This is a genomic window from Streptomyces globisporus C-1027, from assembly GCF_000261345.2.
Taxonomy (GTDB): domain Bacteria; phylum Actinomycetota; class Actinomycetes; order Streptomycetales; family Streptomycetaceae; genus Streptomyces; species Streptomyces pakalii.
Genome location: NZ_CP013738.1, coordinates 4,317,555 through 4,336,301 on the forward strand (window position 1 = coordinate 4,317,555; position 18,747 = coordinate 4,336,301).

The following is an 18,747-nucleotide window of genomic DNA, read 5'->3' on the forward strand; positions in this document are numbered from 1 at the left end:
CGCGCGGAAGCCCGGCTTTGCGCTCCACGATGAGGCCCCATGCGACTCTTCACCTCCCTCCGCACCCACCCGGCCGTGCTGGCCACGCCCTTCATCGGGGCCTTCTTCTTTTACGTCTTCCTGACCAGCACCCGGCGCATCGAGCAGCTCATCGACCTGCCCTGGGCCGCACAGGCCGCGTCCTACGCGGCGCACGCCCCCGTCCCGATGGCGGCGGCCGCCGCGGCCGGACTCACCGCTGTGGAGGCCACCCGGCTCAAGGCGCTGGGCGCCTGGCAGCTCGGCTCGGTCCGGCCCACCTGGCGCATCGCGCTGCAGCCCGTCCTCACCACCGTGGCCTGCCTCTCGACGCTGACGGCCGGAGTCATGGCGGGCGGGCTGTGGGTGGTCGGTGTCCTTCCCGACCTGTACGCACTCCAGCTCCTGGCCATCGTGGTGGTGCTGATCACCGCCCACGCGGTCATCGGTTTCGTCGTCGGCCGCCACCTCCACGCGCTGTACTCCGCGCCGCTGGTGGCGGTGGTGGTCTTCGTCGGCATCACTTTCCCGCTCGGCACGGCCAACTACTGGGCGCACCACGTCACCGGGGCGATCGACTGGGTGGGATTCGGTGAGGCGTACTCGCCCGCCATGACCGTGGCGGCGATCCTGCCCACGGTCGGTCTGGCACTCGCCTGTGTCGCGCTGGCGGCCCTGCGCCGCGACCCGGTCCGCTACATCGCGCTGTCCCTCGTCCTTGCCGTCGGCGGTCTGCTCGGCGCCTACGGCATCACCGCGGACTGGCGCTCGATGCCGCCGACCGCCAAGGGGCTGGCCCCGGTCGTCTGCGAAGGGACCGCACCCGAGGTCTGCCTGCCGGAGGCCGGAGCCGACCACATCGGTGAGGTCCAGGTCGAGCTCCGGCGGATGACCGACCGGCTGGAGGCCCAGGGCATCGTCGCGCGGAAGCCCGAGCGGATCACCGACATCTCCGTGGCGGACGTCCGGCGGATCGACACCGACGGAGCGGGCTGGACCCTCGCCCTGGCCCCGGGCACGAAGGACCAGGTCCTCCGGGAGAACATCGCCATCTCCGTGGTCGGCATGCCCTGCGCGGAACCGGACTGGAACGTCCTGCACTTCAACACCCTCTGGGCGGCCCGGACGATAGGGGTGGACAGCCACTACATGACGTGGCTCTCACGGGAGACCCAGAAGTTCAGCCAGGGCCAGACCAGGGAACAGCTCCTGTCCGAGACGGCCTCGGTGGCCGAGCTGCCCCTGCCGGAACAGAAGAAGTGGTACGACCGGAAGCTCACATCCGCCTGCCCGGCCGGTGGCCGGTCATGACCTGGTGGCTCCGCCAGCGGGGCGCTTTCGGACTGCTGCCCGGTGCGCTGCTCGCCTTCGTCCTGGGCATCGGCTCGACGAGCGGGGTGTCGATCGTCTTCCCCTCGTTCCTGGGGAACTTCGCGATGATGACGGAGCTCAGCACCTTCGTCGCCGTCATCCCCGGCATCGCGCTGATCGCCTGCCTGGAGCGGCGGATGCCCCCGCTGGAACGCTCGGCCGTCCGGCGCGTCGACGCACGGGACATCGTTCTGGTATCCGGCTTCGCGCTCCTGGTGTCCGTGGTGGCCGCGGTGACGTCCTTCGTGGGGTCGGATGCCCTGCTGGTGGCCGCGCGCAACAACCTTCTCTTCTGCGGACTGGCCCTGGCCGCCTGGCCCCTGCTGGGGCACCGCGCCCCGCTGATCCCCGTCTTCTGGCTGATCCAGTCCATGTTCCTCGGCGGCCGGAGCCGTGACGACCCCTACCCCTGGGTGATCGTCACCGAGGCGGCCGACGTCGCCCACGCCGCCGTGGGTGCCTTCGCCGTCTTCCTGGCCGGGATTCTCGTCTTCATCTGCCTCGCACCAAGGACCGACCGATGAGCCTGCAACTGGACCGCGTCACCTTCCGCTACCGCCGCTGGGAACGCCCGGTGCTCTCCGGCTTCAGTTACGAAGTCCCCGACGAGGGCCTGACGATCCTGCTCGGCCCCAACGGGGCGGGCAAGTCGACCACGATGTCCCTCCTTGCCGGCACGGTGGCACCCGGGGGAGGCAAGGTACGGCTCAAGGGCTCCGGCCTCACCTCCGCCTCACGTGAGTACCGCCGCAACGTGGCGTGGCTGCCGCAGAAGGTACCGACGTCACGGCAGCTGACCGCCCGTGAGTACGTGGCGTACGTCGCCTGGCTGAAGGGCGAGGACCGTACCGAGGCGTGGGAACGCGCGGGCACGGCTCTCGGACAGGTGGGCCTCGCCGAAGAGAGCGGCCGGAAGACCGCCAAGCTCTCCGGCGGCCAGCTCCGCCGGGTCGGCATCGCCTGCGCCCTGGCGCACGACGCGCAGGTCATCCTCCTCGACGAGCCCACCGCCGGCCTCGACCCGCACCAGCGGACCGTGTTCCGCGATGTCCTGCGGAAGGTCACCGAACGGGTCCCGGTGCTGATGTCCACCCACGACATCGCCGACCTGGCGGACGAGGCCAGCACCGTCTCCCTCATGAACGGCGGCCGCATACTCCACCACGGAGCGACCGGGACCTTCCTGGACCACGCACGGCCCGACGCCGCCCCGGGCCGGCAGGCCGAGTCCGCCTACTCCGTCCTCATGGGTCTTGAGAGCGCCGAGTAGCCCGCGAATAACCCCTCGCGCCCCCGCCCGGCCCGTCGGTAGCTTCGCGGACATGTACTCCCCGACTCCGGACGACTGGCACGAGACCAACCGCGCGCGCTGGGACGAACGCGTGCCGATCCATGTGGCGAGCGACTTCTACGAGCTGGACGCGTTCCGGGCGGGCAAGGACGCGCTGCGCGCCTTCGAGCTGGCCGAGGTCGGGGACGTCACCGGCAAGACCTTGCTGCACCTCCAGTGCCATTTCGGCATGGACACCCTGTCCTGGGCGCGGCACGGCGCCGCACAGGTCGTGGGCCTCGACTTCTCCGAGCCCGCCGTCGAGACCGCCCGGGGCCTGGCCCTGTCGCTGGGTCTCGGCCCGGACCGGGCGGCGTTCGTCGCGGCCGACGTGTACGACGCCCCGGCCGCCGTCCCCGATTCCGCGTACGACATCGTCTACACGGGCATCGGCGCGCTGGGCTGGCTGCCCGACATCGACCGCTGGGCCGAGACCGCCGCGTCGCTCGTCGCACCCGGCGGGTTCCTCTACCTGGCGGAGTTCCACCCGCTGACCGACTCGATGGACGAGACCGGTTCGGTGGTCACCGACGACTACTTCAGCCGCGACGCCTGGGTGGACGAGACGCCGGGCACGTACGCCGACCTCGACGCGCCGACCGTGCACAACCGCAGCGTCGAGTGGCAGCACCCGGTGGGCCGGGTGGTGACGGCACTCGCCTCGGCGGGGCTGCGGATCGAGTTCCTCCACGAGCACGACGTCTCGCTCGTCCCGCGGTTCGACACGCTGGAGCGCCACGCGGACGGCCACTACCGCTTCGCGGCGGGCCGCCCGAGGATCCCGCTGATGTACTCGATCAAGGCGTCGCGCCCGGCGACGCGGTAGGGACAACCCCAGGTCGGAGCTGCCCCGCGGGGCAACTCCGGCCGATTGTCAGTGGTGGGGCCCACACTCTTCTTCATGACCGAGATGACAGGAAGCGCTTCGGGGACGACGACGGCTGCGCTGCGCGGGGCGGTGGAGACGTACTGGTCGGCGGCCGAGGCGCGCGACTGGAGTGCGTTCGGGGCGACCCTCGCCGACGACGTGGTGTACGACCTGCCGCAGACGCGTGAGCGGATCCTCGGCAAGGAGCGGTATCTCCGGTTCAACCAGGAGTATCCGGGCGACTGGCACGTCCGGGTCGAGCGGATCGTCGCCGACGCGGAGGGACGGCAGGCCGCGGCCCGGACCGGGTTCACGGTGACGGGGGAACAGGAGGGCGAGCCGGAGCAGGAGTTGGACGCCATCCACTTCTTCACGTTCGACGAGCAGGGTCTGATCACCGGGGTGACGGACTTCTGGCCCGAGTCGTACGAGCCTCCGGCCGGCCGGGAGCACCTGGTCGAGCGCTACTGAGAACGACGCGGGACGGCGGCCCACCGGTCGTCGCCCGGTGAACCGCCGTGCCGCTCCGCGGTCCTACACCGCCGAGCGGAAGGCGGGCAGATAGCCGCCCGACTGCCCCGCGGCCTTGGGGTGGTAGGAGTTCTCGATCGGGACGGTGACGCTGTGGATCCAGGCGTCGCCCGAGCACAGCTCATGTCCGGTGAACTCGTCCACCACGCTGGAGAAGGTGAACCCGGCGTCGGCGGACCGCTTGGCGATGACGTCGTTCAGCACGTCCGACGCGTTGTTGATCGCGGCCCGTTCGGCTTCGCTGAGCCCGGCGATGCAACTGCCGGACAGCTGGTAGAAGCGGGGGTAGCCGAGGACCACGACCTGGGCCTGCGGGGCGCCGGCCCGGATGCCGTCGTACAGCGCGTCCAGGCTGCCGGGCAGGGTGCTGTTCATCTGCCCGACGGCCGCGTCCACACTGGCGAGGCAGGTGGCCTCGCTGCCGAGCACGCAGTCCTGCATGACGTCGGCGAACCCGACGTCATTGCCTCCGGCGGTGACGCTGACCAGCGAGGTGGACGCGTTGAGCACGCCGAGCTGGCTGCTCGCCACGGACGAGGTCGTCGCCCCCGAGCAGGCGACGAAGTCGAACGAGGCGGGGGAGTTCGCCGCCTGCCACAGGTAGGGGTAGGCGGCGGTGCTGCGCCGGCAGTCGCCGCTGTCGGAGAGGTAGCTTCCGGCGCCGACGCCCGAGGAGTAGGAGTCGCCGAGCGCGGCATAGCCGCCCGCGGCGGCCGAGTCGGCGGCGGAAGCCGGCCCGGCGACACCGATGGCCGCCACGGCGGCGATCGCGAGAGTGGAGAGAGAGGCCCAAATTCTTCGTACTGACATGGCTGCCAGCCCTTCGAAGCGTGGGGGGATGTGGGGAATGCCGTTTCTAGCAGCTCTCGGTACCCGCCGGTAATAGCCGTGCGAGAAGTCGTCTGATATGCCCGAAGGATCGTTCGGTGGGTCATGCTCCGCGCGTAGATAAACCTCAACTTGGTGACGGAATAAGCAAGTTCGGGGGAATTCTGTGCGCCCCGGCAAACCCCCGCGAGCCCGGCGCGTTCATCCGGACGGCTCAACGCCGGGCGCGTACGGGGGTGCTGAGGTTCAGCCTCCGGTGTACGGGGGGAGCTGGGCGGCCCCGACCCAGACCCGGGTGATGGAGCTGACGTAGCGGGCCCCGCAGCGGTCCCGGGGCATCACCAGCTGGCTGCCGTCCGGCTCCAGCGGCCGGCCGTCCATGCGAGTGGCGAGGAGGACGGGCGCATCCTCAGCCTGCAGGGCTTCAATGAGAGCCTGATGCACTTCGGCATATGGTCGCCCGCTGTGCGAGACGCGTGCGATCAACCGCCCGCTCGATCTTGGCGAGGTACGCCGCAACGGCCGGCATGGACTTGTCGTACTCGCTCGGATCGATGGGCATGTGCCCAGCCGATCGGTGTGGAGCAGTTGGGTCAAGGCCGGGACGTCTATGCGCTGGGGAATCAACGCTTCTTCGCTTCGCCGTCCGCTGACCTGCAGAGACGGGAGTCGAGGCGATCTCTGGAGTACGTGAAACAGGTGAGGCACCTACGGAAATCCGTAGGTGCCTCACCTGGCGAGTCAGCTGTCGGGGTGGCGGGATTTGAACCCACGACCTCTTCGTCCCGAAGCAACTTGGTTGGTCGTCCGGCCCTAGGCTGGTGTGCTGCTCACCTGCGCCGATCGTCCGCTGACGTCCGCGCTCGTCCGCGGTTGTTCGCTGGCGTTGTCACGCAGTTAGACACGCACTGTGCGGCTTCCAGGGTGCAGGCTCGGGCAGGTCAGCTGAGTTCTACGGGGCTTGGGCATAGTGCGTCCAGTGTCGGAACTCCAATCGGGTGACCTGCGGCCGTCGCCCGCTACGACTGTCGCTAGCAGTAGTCACCGGTCGTCATTGAGTGGCCTCGGACGGCTTAGGGATAGCCCAGAGACAGCGTGAGATAGCGCGCTATGCAGAGAGGAGGCTGGGTGGCGATCCCAGCGGGCCTTAAAGCTAGCTGGATCGGCCACTCAACATTTCACGTAGTGCTGCCCTCATCTCTCGTTCGCTTTCTTTCAGTCCGATTCCACGAAATATTCGAATGGATTCCTCGTAGTAGATCTGTGCTTGGTCGGTGTCTCCTGACATCCACTCTGCAGCCCCTAGCAAGCCGAGTGAATTAGCCTCGAAATGATGATGTGAGGTGCGGCGAAAGAAGCGGCGTGCTCGATTTAGGGAGTCTCGCGCATCCTCGATTTTTCCAGATTTCAGTTGCGTATGCCCCAAGTTCATGTAGTTGAGATGAATTCCCGCTTCGTCCTGCACTTCTCTGTAAGCAGTAAATGCCTTCTGGAAACACTCTTCGGACTTCTCTTGCTGGCCTAGCTGGCTAAGTGCTACCCCCAGCCCGGCATGTGCAGATGCTTCCTGTCTCCGGTTCCCCGAGGCGCGATGGTATGGAATGGATGCGCTGAGGGCTGCCGCTGCTTGGCGCAAGAGGCCGGATTCGCGGTATGCGGAGCCAAGGTTGGTTAGCGATGCTCCGATGTCGTTTGGGTCTCGATTCTCTCTCGAGAGTTTAACGGCGTCAATCAAGATCGGAATAGCTGCTCTGGGGCTGATATGTTGGCGAACTGCCGCACCCAGGCTGACTGTTGCGTCGCATTGCCCATGCAAGAAGCGGATCCGTTCCGCAATTGCGGCTGCTTTTCTGAGAGTTCGAATGGCATCTTCCAGCTTGCCTTGGGAGGTGAGGTTGATTCCAACATTATTGAGAGCCCTAACCTGCCGTTCGGCGTCACGCTCTTTCCGTGCCGACTCGTAGGCGATCTGCGCCGATTGAAGACCTTCGGTGATACGCCCCCTTAGGTCGAGATAGACGATAAGGTGCATCGAAATGGAATACGCGTGTTCGGTTAGATCGGCATCGCGAGCGAACCGTGCTGAAGCCTGCAGATTTGCGCACTCTAGGTCCAGCCAACTCAGGGCTTCGATAATTGACTGGAACTGGGGCGGGTTCCCCTCGGGGGTGCCGCGCAGTGTGAGGTCTGCATTTAGTGAAGCCTGGCAGTACATCTCGGCTAGGCGGCTGAAGGCCTGTTGGCGATCGCTGGCAGGCACCGTTGCTTCGCATTGCTCGGCAGCGAATAGATACACAAGGTCGTGCATCCGCCATCGTGAGACAACGGAGCTGCGGGAGATGAGGCTGGCCTGACTGAGTCGGCGCAGGAGCGAGCGAGCCTGCGGGACAGATACTCCGAGGACTGCCGAGGCAGCCTGTTCCGACATCTCGCTGCCCGGGTGGATAGAGAGTCGGCAGAAGGGGTCCCTCATGGCGCAGTCGAGGCGAGCGAGTGAGACCTGAAGGGCTGCCCGTACAGCGGTGTCCCCAAAGTGCAGGACATCAAGTCGGCCCTTCTCTTCCCTCAGTTCTACCAGTAGCTCGTCGATCGTGAGATCGACGTCGTCTCTTAGAATTGCTGCAGAGATGCTGAGCGCCAACGGAAGATGGCCACACAGTGTGCACAGATCATGGATCGGGTCGGGGGCGTGGAGGCGCTGGTCCTCAGATCCCAAGATCTGAGTGAGCAGGACGTTTGACTCCTCCGGGCTGAGACAGTCGAGGTTGATCGTCTCGATCCCTTCGAGCACTCCCAACCTGCTGCGAGAGGTCAATACCACGCCATGGGTTTGTGCCCTGGGGAGCAACTCGGCGACCTGAGAGAGTTCGGCTACGTTGTCGAATACCATCAACACCGGGTCGTCAGAGGCGTCGAGGGTGTCGAGCGTTCGATGGTAGAGCGCAGCCTGGCCTTCTGCGGTACGTGGGATCTCGTCACCCGGTACGCCGAGAACTGACAGGAGAGGTCCGTACGCGATCCCGGGACTAGCCATGCGCGTGCGGTGCGCCGAGAACCCGTGCATGTCTGCGACGATCACGCCGCCAGAGAACACTGCAGACACATCGTGGTGCCTGATCACTTGGTCCACCAAGGACGTCTTGCCGACGCCGGCCATCCCTGAGACCAGGACTCGCCGTCCCATGGTGATCAGCATGTCCCTGATCGCCTGTTGCTCCCGCTTCCGGCCTACGAAGCGGGGCGAGGCACCGGAGGTTCCTGACAGTCGAGTGACCTGCAGTGACGCCTCGTCGATGCGTCGTTGTGACCGAGCTTCAACGAACTTATGGGTCAAGGCCAGGAACGACTGGGTGGTGTCCTCGTTCAGTTCCTGTTCCCGCGGCACAGCGATCCAGCTGGGCGCTTCCTCAGAGGACTCCAGACGCTCTGTGAGGTTCGCCCAGAACAGCTGCTTTGTTGCTACGTCGAACACGACGCCCAGGACGGTCAACAGGCCGTTCTTCCAGTCGTTCGCATGACCCTCGACAGGGATAGCATAATTATGCGCACGCTTGTACCTATTGCCGCTCTTCACCTGGATGGTGATCGCGACACCGGTTCGCTCGCCGTCCTTGGTGAGCATGACGAACAGGTCTTCCCCGTAGTCGTTGCCGCCGTCGATCTCTTGGACGATCTGATCGTGGTCTTCGAGGAGCGCGCGTAGAGCATTTACCCCCGCCCGTTCGATCCTTCTGCTCTGGGTGACCCTTCCCGACACCGTTCCCCCAAGTCACTGGTCAGCCGGTAGCTCGATCTTCGGCAAGGCTATCGGTGGTCTTGCGCCCGAGGAGGGGCTTTCGGACGTGATCGCGCTTCACGCACCACTCACACGCGACCAGTGACAGACAGCGACGAAGGGTCGGACTCGGAGAGGCTGAGTCCGACCCTTCGTCTTCGGCACTTCAGCAGGTCAGCGGCTTGGTCACGCTGTCCGAGCTGGAGTGCCCCCGGCAGGATTCGAACCTGCGCACACGGCTCCGGAGGCCGCTTGCTGCCCAGGCAGCACAGCAGGTCAGCGATCTGCACGTGGCACATGAGGAGAGGCGAGTCCACAGATAGTCCACGACCATGCAGCGCCCACCGGCGTCGGCGATCGTGTCGGCCAGAGACGCCACCGCGTCCATGCGCCGCCGACGGTATAAGATTTTCGATCTCTGAGCCATGTGTCAGTACTCGGCTCTAACATCCGGTCTAAGCCAAGTAGTGGTCATATGCCCAGCCGGAGGGAGCCAGCCACAGTGACGGAGGGAAGCTCGTCAGTCAGACTTGGTCTGGCGGACGCCCCCGAACGAGCGGTCGAATGGGCTCCGTGGATCGGATCGTTCATCGTGCTTGGCTCAAGACTCCGCCGCTTCATACCGAAGCTCGATGGGCGGCAGCTGGTGCTTGCCGTCTCGGTTCCGCAGCGCGACTATGCGGCCGCCCTCATCGCCAGTGGCTGGATGCTGTCCAGCCCGGCGCCCGAGCTAGCGGACCCGATTGAGGTCTTCCAGGCGGCAACTCGGACGACGTACCTCCGGGCGGTGACGAGTAACCGCATTTACACCGGCGCGTTCGCGGGGCTTCGAGTCGGTCCCGAGGAGCTGCGGGTGATCGTCGCCGACAAGTTGCTGCCTGTCGCGCGATACGAGGCGGTAGCCGAGCTCGATACAGCGGTGGAATCGTCGCACTCCGTGCTGCCCGCACCGGGTTTCCTGGCGCAGTTCGTTGGCGCGTCTGAGTCGTGGGCGGCGCGGATGGCTGATCCGCCATCGGATCTTGTCCTTGTCGGCACCGCCAAATGGCTCCTGCAGGACCTGGCAGCGTGCATCGGTAACGCAGAGGATCCGGAGGATGTGCCGTGCCCGCTCTCGAACTACGTGCTGCCCGAGGTGAAGGGAGCGGCGACGTGGTCAACTCAGGTGGTGTCGGCGCCCAAAGTGGCGGATGATCCGCACCTTGTCGAGCGGTGCCAAGCCGCCATTCTCGATGGTTACGGTGCGATCAAGTACCTCAACGACATCCTTGCGCCGATCGTGGTCTGTGTGATTGACCGGTCGGTTGCGGATGAGTCCGCTGCGGAGACGATCATGGAAGCCCGGAGTTCCAACAGCCGCCCAGTTGGCCTGAAAGGTGAGCTGCAATGGCAGCCGCCCGGGGGTGTAGAGGCGCTTGCGTTCACGGTGGCCCTATGAACCGGGTGCACGACGTCATCAGGCGATATAAGGCGTCCGTCGAAGTCGTACGTCATGGCGTTGAGGTCTTCGTTGTCGGTGATCCGGCGGGTGCCCGGCTCAATGCAGCGGTTCGCAGCCTCGGTTACACCGTCAGCGAGAACAGCAGTGACGTTAGGGGCGACCTGTTACGTGCGGCGAACGCCCTGCGCTGGCGCCGTATGATGCAGCCGCAGCCCGACGGGTTTCATCTGGCCGTTACCGAGGCCGCCAGCGCGGTCGTCCGCGAGGCACGTACGCTTCGCGGCGCAGTGGCGGACGAGGTGCTCCTAGACGAGATCGCCGAGGCCGCCCAGGGTGTGTGTCAGACCGATTCGCCGGTTGGCGGCGAGCTCTGGCGCTCAATCGAAGAGGCAAACCCGTCGATCTGTGCCGTGGTGGCCGGCAGTAATAGGGCCCGGGCAGGATTGCAAGATTGGCTTACCTCGCTTTCCGTTCCCGTGCTGCTACCCGGCGAGCTCAGCGACGTAAGCGAGCGCGTTGAGCAGCTGTATGTCGTTGGGCCGCCGTCTTTCTTCCCGCCGTCGCTGGTGACGGCGCCGGCGACGAACGAGGTGACCTTCCTCATGCCGGCGTGGTTTCGCCAGCGAGCGATTCCGGTCTCGCGGTTTGCTGACCAGGCTGACGGTGCGATAAAAGTCAGTATTAGGGAGTGGACTTTCGGCGATCTCAGCGAGCCAGAGTCGCCTATCTCCGACGATGAGCCGATGGGGGACGCCTACTATCCCCAGCCGATATGGCGCGGGCGTATTTCTGGTGATAGCGAGCCGGGACCGGACGAAGCCGAGGCGTGGAAGGTCCTGCTCGCAGGCAATCTCGCTATATGGCTGGATGATGGCGACCGGATCCGGGCGCTTGACCCGAGTCAGCCTGAGGGCGAACGGGTGACATACGCCGCGGTCAAGGACGTCGTGCCGGGAACATACCTGGTGCTGCGCGACGGGGAGACGGAACGTGGCGCTATGTATGAGGCCGCGCTGCATCTCATGGGGCCGCGCGCCGGGGCAATCGAGGCGACGCAGCGCGGATGGAAGACGGCATTGGAGGAACGGCTCGCAAGCAGGGGCGTGAGAGCAAGCATCGCGGAGCTGCGAGCACGGGGTGTCAGGTCGGCGGCGCGCGTTCGGGCGTGGACTGAGACAACGCTCATCAGCCCGAAGCATGAGCATGATCTGGTTCTCTTGCTCGGGTGGTTGGGCCTGGCTGCGGAGCCTTCGCATCAAAATGCGATGGCGCTGCGCCGCGCGGTATATCAGGTGAGCGCTGATCTGCGCGAAGAACTGGAGAATGCGGTGAGCCGGGCTGACCTGGCGGCCCTTGAGCGTGACAGCCACATGAGTCTGGATATCCAGCGCGAGGGCTTCCGAAGCATCGTGGCCGCAAAGGTGCTGGCGCGTTCCCCGTACACAGAGATCGTGCCGCGGCTGCGCACGAGGGTTCCCTTCTTCGATCGGAGCGGCGAATGGCTCGAATGATTCCTTCGTATTTCCCGACAAGTGCGCCGCCGGGGGAGCAGGAGCTGTATAAGGCACTTGCCGAGAGCGACGGCACCAACGACTGGATCGTGCTGCACTCGCTTGCGATTGCCGACCATGTGAAGAAGCCCGAGGGGGAGGCCGACTTCATCGTCATTGTGCCAGAACACGGGATTCTGGTCATCGAAGTGAAGTCGCATCTGACGTTCGATTACCGGAATGGGGTGTGGAAACTTGGCAATGACGCTCCAACTGCGCGAGGTCCGTTCAAGCAGGCGAGTGACGCCATGCACAGCCTGCGTAAGTACCTGTTGAAGAAGAAGGTCAACCTCAACTCGATCCCGGTGCTTAGCGCCGCGTGGTTCACCGCCGTGCGCGCGCGGACGATGCTTCCCGAGTCGCCCGAGTGGCACGACTGGCAGGTGTTTGATTCTGAAGACCTCAAGAACGGCGTCGCGGCTGCGGTCATGCGCACGATCAAGAGGGGCACTGTGCACCTCGATAAGACCACGTATGTCGCGTATGGCGGGGTCGGCCCCGATAGAACGATGGCCCAACGGATTGCGTCCTTGTTGCGACCCCAGTTCGAGGTGGGGGTGGTCGCCGCCGATCTCAGACACGCCCGTCAGGACCAGCTCATCCACTTCGTCGAAGAGCAATACGATGCACTCGACTCTATGGCCGACAACCATGCGGTGCTCTTCACTGGGCCGGCCGGGTCTGGCAAGACTCTCCTGGCCATGGAAGCGGCGCGGCGTGAGCTTGCCCAGGGGCATCAGGGCCGCTTGCTCTGCTTTAACCGTCTGCTCGGTAGGCGCCTAATGGCAGACATGCCCGAGGATCGAAACCTGAAGGTCGGTACCCTGCATCGCCAGCTGCTGGCGGTTGCCGGGGTGAAGCCGCCCGCTGATCCACCAGCCGAGTTCTGGACCGAGGAGCTGCCGGAACGAGCTATGGAGAGCATCGTTGCTATGGGCGACGGCGCGGCGGTGGACTTCCTTGTGATCGACGAGGTGCAGGACATCCTCAGCGAGCCGTATCTTGATGTCCTTGACCTGATGGTCAAAGGGGGACTCGGGTCAGGGCGTGTGCTGCTGTTCGGTGATTTTGAGCGGCAGGTGATCTACGACGACGGCGCGGGCCGGGAACTGCTTCGCACGAGGATGCCGCGTTTGCCCAGCTGTCGGCTGACCATGAACTGCCGCAACCTGCCGCGCATCGGTCACAGCGTCAACATCTTCAGTGGCCTTGAGCCTGGCTACAGGAAGTTCCGCCGCGGCGACGACGGAGTAAACCCTGGATGGCTGAAATACGAGGCCGGGAGCGACCAGACGCCACTGCTGCTGGAGGCGATCCGGAGGCTCCGGGACGACCACTACAAGCTGGACGAAATCGTCGTGCTCAGCCCACTGGCGGAGGGGTCAGTCGCGGCGTCCACGACCGATCAGTGGCTCCGGCAGATCCTGCAGCCGACGACTGGCCAGGCGCGGAGAAAGGGCGAACTGCAGTACGCCACGATTCAGGCGTTCAAGGGCCTTGAGGCGCCGGCGGTTGTGGTCACAGATCTCGATCGGAAGCTCGTGCCCAACTTCGATTCGGTCATGTATGTCGGGCTCACCAGGGCCACCGACCGGCTGTACGGCGTTATCGAGGCTGACACACTACGCGCAGGTATGGAGGGGGAGCGGTGACCGGTGAGGAAGCCCGCTGCATCGTCGAGGCCGCGGTGCGCCGCGAGTTGTTCGGACCGGAACCGGGTGAGAAGCCCCTCGGCGCCCCGATTGACTGCTCGGGGCCAAAGTTCAGGTTCACGACCAAGGAGGAGGGCAACGGGCAGTTCCATGATCGTGACACCCTTGAGGAGGTGCTGACGCGTTCCGACCCGCTGCGACGGTACGGCGTGGGTGTCCTCTCCAGCGGCGGAAGCGCCGGGGGCACGGCCGTCGACCAGCACCCAGTCGTGATCGACGGCGCTCCCCAGAGTGAGGAAAACCCCGATCAGCCGCCGGTCGAAGTGAAGGGGCACGTCGCCCGGGATGAGGTTGACACGGACGACTTCGACCTCTCCGACGCCAACCGGCGGAAACCCTCGGCGATGGCGATCTCGTTCAAGGTCAGGGTGCCGTCGGACGGTTCGCTCGGCGTGCGCGTGACCGGCGCGTACTACGACCGGGTCGTCGTAACAATTCCCGGTGTCTCGGATCTCGACTGGTGGGTGCGCCGACCGTTCGAGCTCCACGCGACGGTGTCCGGCGCCACGCTCCTAAACGAGGTGCAAAGGATCAAGGTCGTGCCGACGGCGCCGTCGGTGAGTGAGCCGAAGATTGCTCCTGCCAAGGTGCCGACGCTCAGTGTCTTTAGCCGGATGGTGCCGGGCGAGCCAAATGCGGACCTTCGACTCGTCACCCTTGCCGTGACCAACGAGGTGCCCGGTACGGGACCGAGCAGCGCCTTCTTCCAGATGGGGTTCAAGGCAACCGTACAGGGAGGTCTCCGGATCGAGCCCTACCCGGCCGTCCAACAGCCAGATAGTGACGAGGAAGAGGAGTCGATCGCGCTGCTCTACCGCGAGCGTCTCACTTACGCGATCGGTCACGGCTGCGCCGCAGTTTGGGAGGAATCCGAGCCCGTGACCTGGGTCGAGGCGGACACCATGCCTGCGTACGAAGTCGCGAGTTTGACGCCTGACGTCTACGAGGTACATCAGGACGGAAGCCGGACCTCAGTCAGCGTCAGCATGGCCGAGCTTGCGGAGCAGACCCCTGAGGGCGATGCCCAGGTCGAGAAGGTGCTAAGGCTGTACCGCGAGTGGATCGAACAGCGCGAGGCCTCGATCCACGATCTCGACGAGCGCTTCCACCCGGCTGCATTGCGGCACATGCGGCTTTGCCGCGAAGCGCTCAAGCGGATGGAGGAGGGTTGGCAGCTCGTGCTGCATTACCCTCTGGCGGCGCGCGCCTTCCAGCTCGCCAACTTCGCGATGCTCTATCAGCAGGTCCGCTCTCGACTCGACACTCGCGAGGTCGTCAAAGACGCGCAGGACGTCTACCGTCCTGTCGGCGCGCATCCTGACGCCGTGCCTGGACCCCGTGACGGTCGGTGGCGTGCTTTCCAGGTCGCGTTCGTCCTAGCGAGCCTGCCAGAGCTCGTCGACCCGACGCACGCGAAGCGGTCCGTCGTCGACCTGATCTTCTTCCCGACCGGTGGCGGAAAGACTGAGGCCTACTTGGGTGCTTCGGCCATCTCGCTCATCGCCCGCCGTCTGCGCAACCGGGACGACGCCGGCACCGACACCCTGATGCGCTACACCCTGCGGCTCCTGACCGCCCAGCAGTTCCTTCGGGCATCATCCCTGATCTGCGTGCTTGAGGACATGCGCTCCAAGAACGAGGAAGAGCTCGGCAAGTCTCCGTTCGGTATCGGCGTCTGGCTCGGTGGCGACTCAACCCCGAACACGTGGAAGAGCGCCGATTCCAGCCTCAAAAAGCTGCGTTCGGATTCCACTGCGCCGAACCGGTTCCTGCTCCTCAAGTGCCCTTGGTGTGGCACAAAGATGGGACCAGTACGACGTGCCAAAAAGGGGCAGGACACGCCGGGGTACGTATGGTCAGGCAATCGCTTCGTGCTCAAGTGCATCGACGATCTCTGCCGCTTCAGCGGGCGCAAAACGCTGCCGGTGCATGTCGTCGACGACGACATCTACGAGTCCAGGCCGTCGATCGTGATCGGCACCGTCGACAAGTTCGCGACCATGGCGTGGCGCCCCAAGGCGCGCTACTTGTTCGGGCTCGATGAGCATGGCAAGCGTCTGTACTCGCCACCGGGTCTCATCATCCAGGACGAGCTGCACCTAATCTCCGGCCCGCTTGGGTCGATGGTCGGCCTTTACGAGCCGGTGATCGACGATCTGACTACCGATCGCCGTGGAGGACAGCGGATTCCTGCGAAGATCATCGCGTCGACCGCGACCGTCCGGCGTTACGAGGACCAGATCAAGGGACTGTTCGGGCGCACTGAAGTGGCGCTGTTCCCGCCGCACGGGTTGACCGAGGGGCATTCGTTCTTCGCCGAGCCGGCAACGCTGGAGGATGGAACGCCCGCCCCCGGCCGGAAGTACTTGGGAGTCATGAGCTCCTCGCTCGGCTCGACGCAGACCGTGCAGGTCCGCGTCGCCGCCGCGACACTTCAGGCGGGACCGCAGATCCCGGACGAGGCCGACCGCGACAGCTATTGGACGAACCTCAACTTCCTGAACAGCCTGCGAGAGCTGGGCAACACGGTCTCGCTACTGCAGTCCGACGTGCCTGACTACCTCGTCGGATTGCAGCGCCGCGACGGCATCGCGCCGCGCTGGCCCCGCAACGCGATGGAACTAACGTCGCGTCGGCGTAGCGACGAGATCCCTAAGGCGATCGAGCAGTTGCAGGAGAAGCTCCCCTCGCCGGACTGCATCGACATCTGCCTCGCGTCCAACATCATCGAGGTCGGTATCGATGTGTCCCGCCTCGGCCTCATGACGATCGTGGGTCAGCCGAAGACGACTGCCCAGTACATCCAAGTCAGTGGCCGTGTCGGCCGTGATCCGAGAGCCCCCGGCCTCGTCATCACGATCTACGGCGCCGCGAAGCCGCGCGACCGCAGCCACTACGAGCGTTTTCGGACGTACCACCAGCAGTTGTACGCCCAAGTCGAACCGACCTCCGTTACGCCGTTTGCCGAGCCTGTGCTGAAGCGTGCACTCCACGCTGCGGCGATCTCTCGCATGCGGCAGCTGGATCCCGACCTCGAGCCGTATCCCTTCCCGAAGGCTGCATACGACGCGGCGGTTGCGCTCTTGCGCCAGCGTGCCGAGCTTGCCGACCCCGAGGAGGTCCCCATGTTTGAACACTGGGCTGCAGAGCGGGCCCGTCAGTGGGGCCTGGGTGAGCGGACAGTGTGGGCCGCGAGCACATACTTCGACGGCGACCCAAAGCAGGGCCTGATGCGCCCGGCCGGTGAACTCGCAGATCCCGACAATAAGACGATCACCTGGGACACGCCCATGAGCATGCGCAGCGTCGACGCTGAGTGCCGACTGGAGATCACGCGGGCGTACGTCATGGATGACCTGGCAGCGGAGGACAGCGAGGCATGAGTAGCGGAAGCATTCGGCGGGCGCAGCTTGTGGCGCCGTTCGGCGTGGGTGCGATGAGCGTGCTCGTCGACGGTACTTCGGTGATTACGGCCGGTCTAGACCACTGGTACCCGAAGGATGATCCTAACCTCGCGTTGGAGGAGTTTGTCGTACACGACTGGCGCCTTGAAGCTCGTCTCAAGGTGGCCGGGTTCCGACTACCTCCGGACTTCCGGTCCGCTGGGAGCGGCAAGGATCAGCGCAACGTCAAGCTGACGGTTCCCGTCCTGCGGTTCCCTCGCTGGTGCTTTTGCATGTACTGCAAGCGGCTCAAGCTGACGACGCTGAGCTTCCAGGATGTCGTCCGCTGCGAGGACCGTGCGCACGAGGGGCGTCGTGGCAGCGGTCCGCGCATGGCACAAGTGCCATTCGTGGCCATCTGCGAGAGCGGACACGTTGACGACTTCCCATTCGATAAGTGGGTGCATCGGTCCAAGGACCCGAATTGCGCGGGCGTGCTGCGGCTGTTCTCGACCGGTGGCGGAGGGCTTGAAGGCCAGGTCGTCCGCTGTGGTTACGACGACAAGGGCAAGCGCGACGAGCGTCGCGGGTGTGGAGCGTCCCGCACTTTGCAGGGCATCACGATGGGCGGCCGTCGCGGTGACGACGGCCTGGAAAGCACCGTCCTCACCGAGGACCTGGCCGGACGCAGCGATCCCTACCGCTGCTCGGGGGCTCGTCCGTGGCTCCACGAGGCGGACGGTCCGTGCGACAAGCCCATCCGTGGCGCCCTTCGAGCTGCCGGCAACGTCTACTTCCCGCGGGTCGAATCATCGATCTTCCTGCCACAACAGGAGGGAGTCGTAACCGATGCCATGCGAGAGCTTCTGAAGAGGGCTGACGTCGGCGTGGTCATGGAGATCGTCCACTCGTTCGCGGGTGCTGACGCAACCCCTGCGATGCTTCGGAAGCAGTTGGCGCCCGAGCTCTTTGACTCGTACAGCGACGAGCAACTTCTCGCCATGTACCACGACCGACACGGCATTGGCGCCGATGGCGAGGGAGGGGAAGACGGCGCGGACGACCTGACGAGCGACGACATCTGGCGCTACCCCGAGTTCAAGAGGCTCCGCGAGACCCCCGATGACGACGCCCTGCGCGCGACCGACCCGGGCATCCACGCTGATCTGAGTTCTCACATCGGCCGAGTGAGAAGCGTGAGGGTCCTCCAGGAGACGCGTGCCCTGCGAGGCTTCACGCGGGGACGCGACAGTGAGCTAAAGCTGCCGGTAGGCAAAGCCATGCTCCGGCGCCGCGCATTGCCGCCGGACAGGGACTGGCTCCCCGCGTATGTGGTGAAGGGCGAGGGCATCTACCTCGAGCTTGACCCCGAGCGGCTCGCGCGGTGGGAGGCTCGGGGCGAAGTCCAGGCGCGTGCAGCCATGATTGCGCAGCGCCATTCGCAAGTGATCACCGATCGGGGCGGACGACTTCGAGATCTTAGCCCAGGGTTCGTAATGCTGCACACGCTCGGACACCTGCTGATCAACGAGCTTGTATTCACCAGTGGCTATAGCTCAGCATCGTTGCGGGAGCGTCTCTACGTATCGCAACAGAGTGGGCGTGACATGGCTGGTCTGCTGATCTATACCGCAGCTGGTGATTCTGAGGGCACCATGGGAGGTCTTGTCCGGATGGCCCGGAAGGAGCACCTGCGGTCCGTCTTCGCGTCCGCCTTGAGTGATGCGTCCTGGTGCTCGACGGATCCGGTCTGTATGGACGCGGGGGAGAAGGGTCAAGGCCCAGACTCATGCAATTTGGCCGCCTGCCATGGCTGCGCACTGCTGCCTGAGACGAGCTGCGAGGAGTTCAACCGTTTCCTCGACCGTGGCTTGGTGATCGGTACGTTCGATCAACCTACCCTGGGCTATTTCTCGGATTTCGCGCTGTAGCTGCGTCTT

General features: G+C 65.2%; 13 protein-coding genes and 1 tRNA gene. 10 read left to right on the top strand and 4 right to left on the bottom strand.

Annotated features, from left to right (window positions below; genetic code table 11):
- Positions 1-39: 39 nt before the first annotated feature.
- The 5 genes from WQO_RS18920 (at position 40) to WQO_RS18940 (ending at position 4,058) form a co-directional block, all read left to right on the top strand.
- A complete protein-coding gene (locus WQO_RS18920; RefSeq protein ID WP_010056595.1) occupies positions 40-1,329 on the top strand; it encodes a DUF7224 domain-containing protein in 1,290 nt (429 codons plus the stop codon).
- Positions 1,326-1,913: a hypothetical protein gene (locus tag WQO_RS18925; protein WP_010056594.1), complete on the top strand. Its 588-nt coding sequence runs from the start codon at positions 1,326-1,328 to the stop codon at positions 1,911-1,913. The genes WQO_RS18920 and WQO_RS18925 overlap by 4 nt, the downstream gene beginning before the upstream one ends.
- Positions 1,910-2,659, top strand: a complete 750-nt coding sequence (locus tag WQO_RS18930; protein ID WP_010056593.1) for an ATP-binding cassette domain-containing protein — start codon at positions 1,910-1,912, stop codon at positions 2,657-2,659. The genes WQO_RS18925 and WQO_RS18930 overlap by 4 nt, the downstream gene beginning before the upstream one ends.
- A gap of 52 nt (positions 2,660-2,711) precedes the next feature.
- On the top strand, positions 2,712-3,545 hold the full coding sequence (locus WQO_RS18935) for a class I SAM-dependent methyltransferase (protein WP_010056592.1): 834 nt from the start codon (positions 2,712-2,714) through the stop codon (positions 3,543-3,545).
- An 84-nt stretch (positions 3,546-3,629) separates the two neighbouring features.
- Positions 3,630-4,058: a nuclear transport factor 2 family protein gene (locus tag WQO_RS18940; protein WP_193407283.1), complete on the top strand. Its 429-nt coding sequence runs from the start codon at positions 3,630-3,632 to the stop codon at positions 4,056-4,058.
- A gap of 63 nt (positions 4,059-4,121) precedes the next feature.
- Here the strand turns inward: WQO_RS18940 and WQO_RS18945 are convergent, their stop codons facing one another.
- The 4 genes from WQO_RS18945 to WQO_RS18955 all read right to left on the bottom strand — a co-directional run bounded on the left by WQO_RS18945 (position 4,122) and on the right by WQO_RS18955 (position 8,986).
- Positions 4,122-4,928, bottom strand: a complete 807-nt coding sequence (locus WQO_RS18945; protein ID WP_029181918.1) for an SGNH/GDSL hydrolase family protein — start codon at positions 4,926-4,928, stop codon at positions 4,122-4,124.
- Positions 4,929-5,192: 264 nt separating this feature from the next.
- Complete coding sequence (locus tag WQO_RS35180; protein WP_418082113.1) at positions 5,193-5,327, bottom strand: hypothetical protein; 135 nt, start codon at positions 5,325-5,327, stop codon at positions 5,193-5,195.
- 772 nt (positions 5,328-6,099) lie between these two features.
- Positions 6,100-8,703 carry a tetratricopeptide repeat protein gene (locus WQO_RS35185; RefSeq protein ID WP_079055573.1) on the bottom strand — a complete coding sequence of 868 codons (2,604 nt, stop codon included), beginning with the start codon at positions 8,701-8,703 and terminating at the stop codon, positions 6,100-6,102.
- 224 nt (positions 8,704-8,927) lie between these two features.
- Positions 8,928-8,986: transfer RNA gene (locus WQO_RS18955), tRNA-Ser, on the bottom strand.
- A gap of 237 nt (positions 8,987-9,223) precedes the next feature.
- Between WQO_RS18955 and WQO_RS18960 the strand changes: the two genes are divergently transcribed.
- From WQO_RS18960 to drmB, 5 genes are read left to right on the top strand one after another with little or no spacing between them, the layout of a single operon-like run.
- Entirely contained in the window at positions 9,224-10,159 is a 936-nt protein-coding gene (locus WQO_RS18960; RefSeq protein WP_202970404.1) for a hypothetical protein, read from the top strand.
- Positions 10,156-11,673 (top strand): hypothetical protein, encoded by a 1,518-nt coding sequence (locus WQO_RS18965; RefSeq protein ID WP_010064805.1) that lies wholly within the window; start codon positions 10,156-10,158, stop codon positions 11,671-11,673. Before WQO_RS18960 ends, WQO_RS18965 begins: the two co-directional genes overlap by 4 nt.
- Positions 11,661-13,364: a nuclease-related domain-containing DEAD/DEAH box helicase gene (locus tag WQO_RS18970; RefSeq protein ID WP_029182786.1), complete on the top strand. Its 1,704-nt coding sequence runs from the start codon at positions 11,661-11,663 to the stop codon at positions 13,362-13,364. Before WQO_RS18965 ends, WQO_RS18970 begins: the two co-directional genes overlap by 13 nt.
- On the top strand, positions 13,361-16,807 hold the full coding sequence (locus tag WQO_RS18975) for a helicase-related protein (RefSeq protein WP_058954037.1): 3,447 nt from the start codon (positions 13,361-13,363) through the stop codon (positions 16,805-16,807). The genes WQO_RS18970 and WQO_RS18975 overlap by 4 nt, the downstream gene beginning before the upstream one ends.
- On the top strand, positions 16,804-18,738 hold the full coding sequence (gene drmB / locus WQO_RS18980) for a DUF1998 domain-containing protein (protein ID WP_010064800.1): 1,935 nt from the start codon (positions 16,804-16,806) through the stop codon (positions 18,736-18,738). Before WQO_RS18975 ends, drmB begins: the two co-directional genes overlap by 4 nt.
- Positions 18,739-18,747 lie beyond the last annotated feature (9 nt).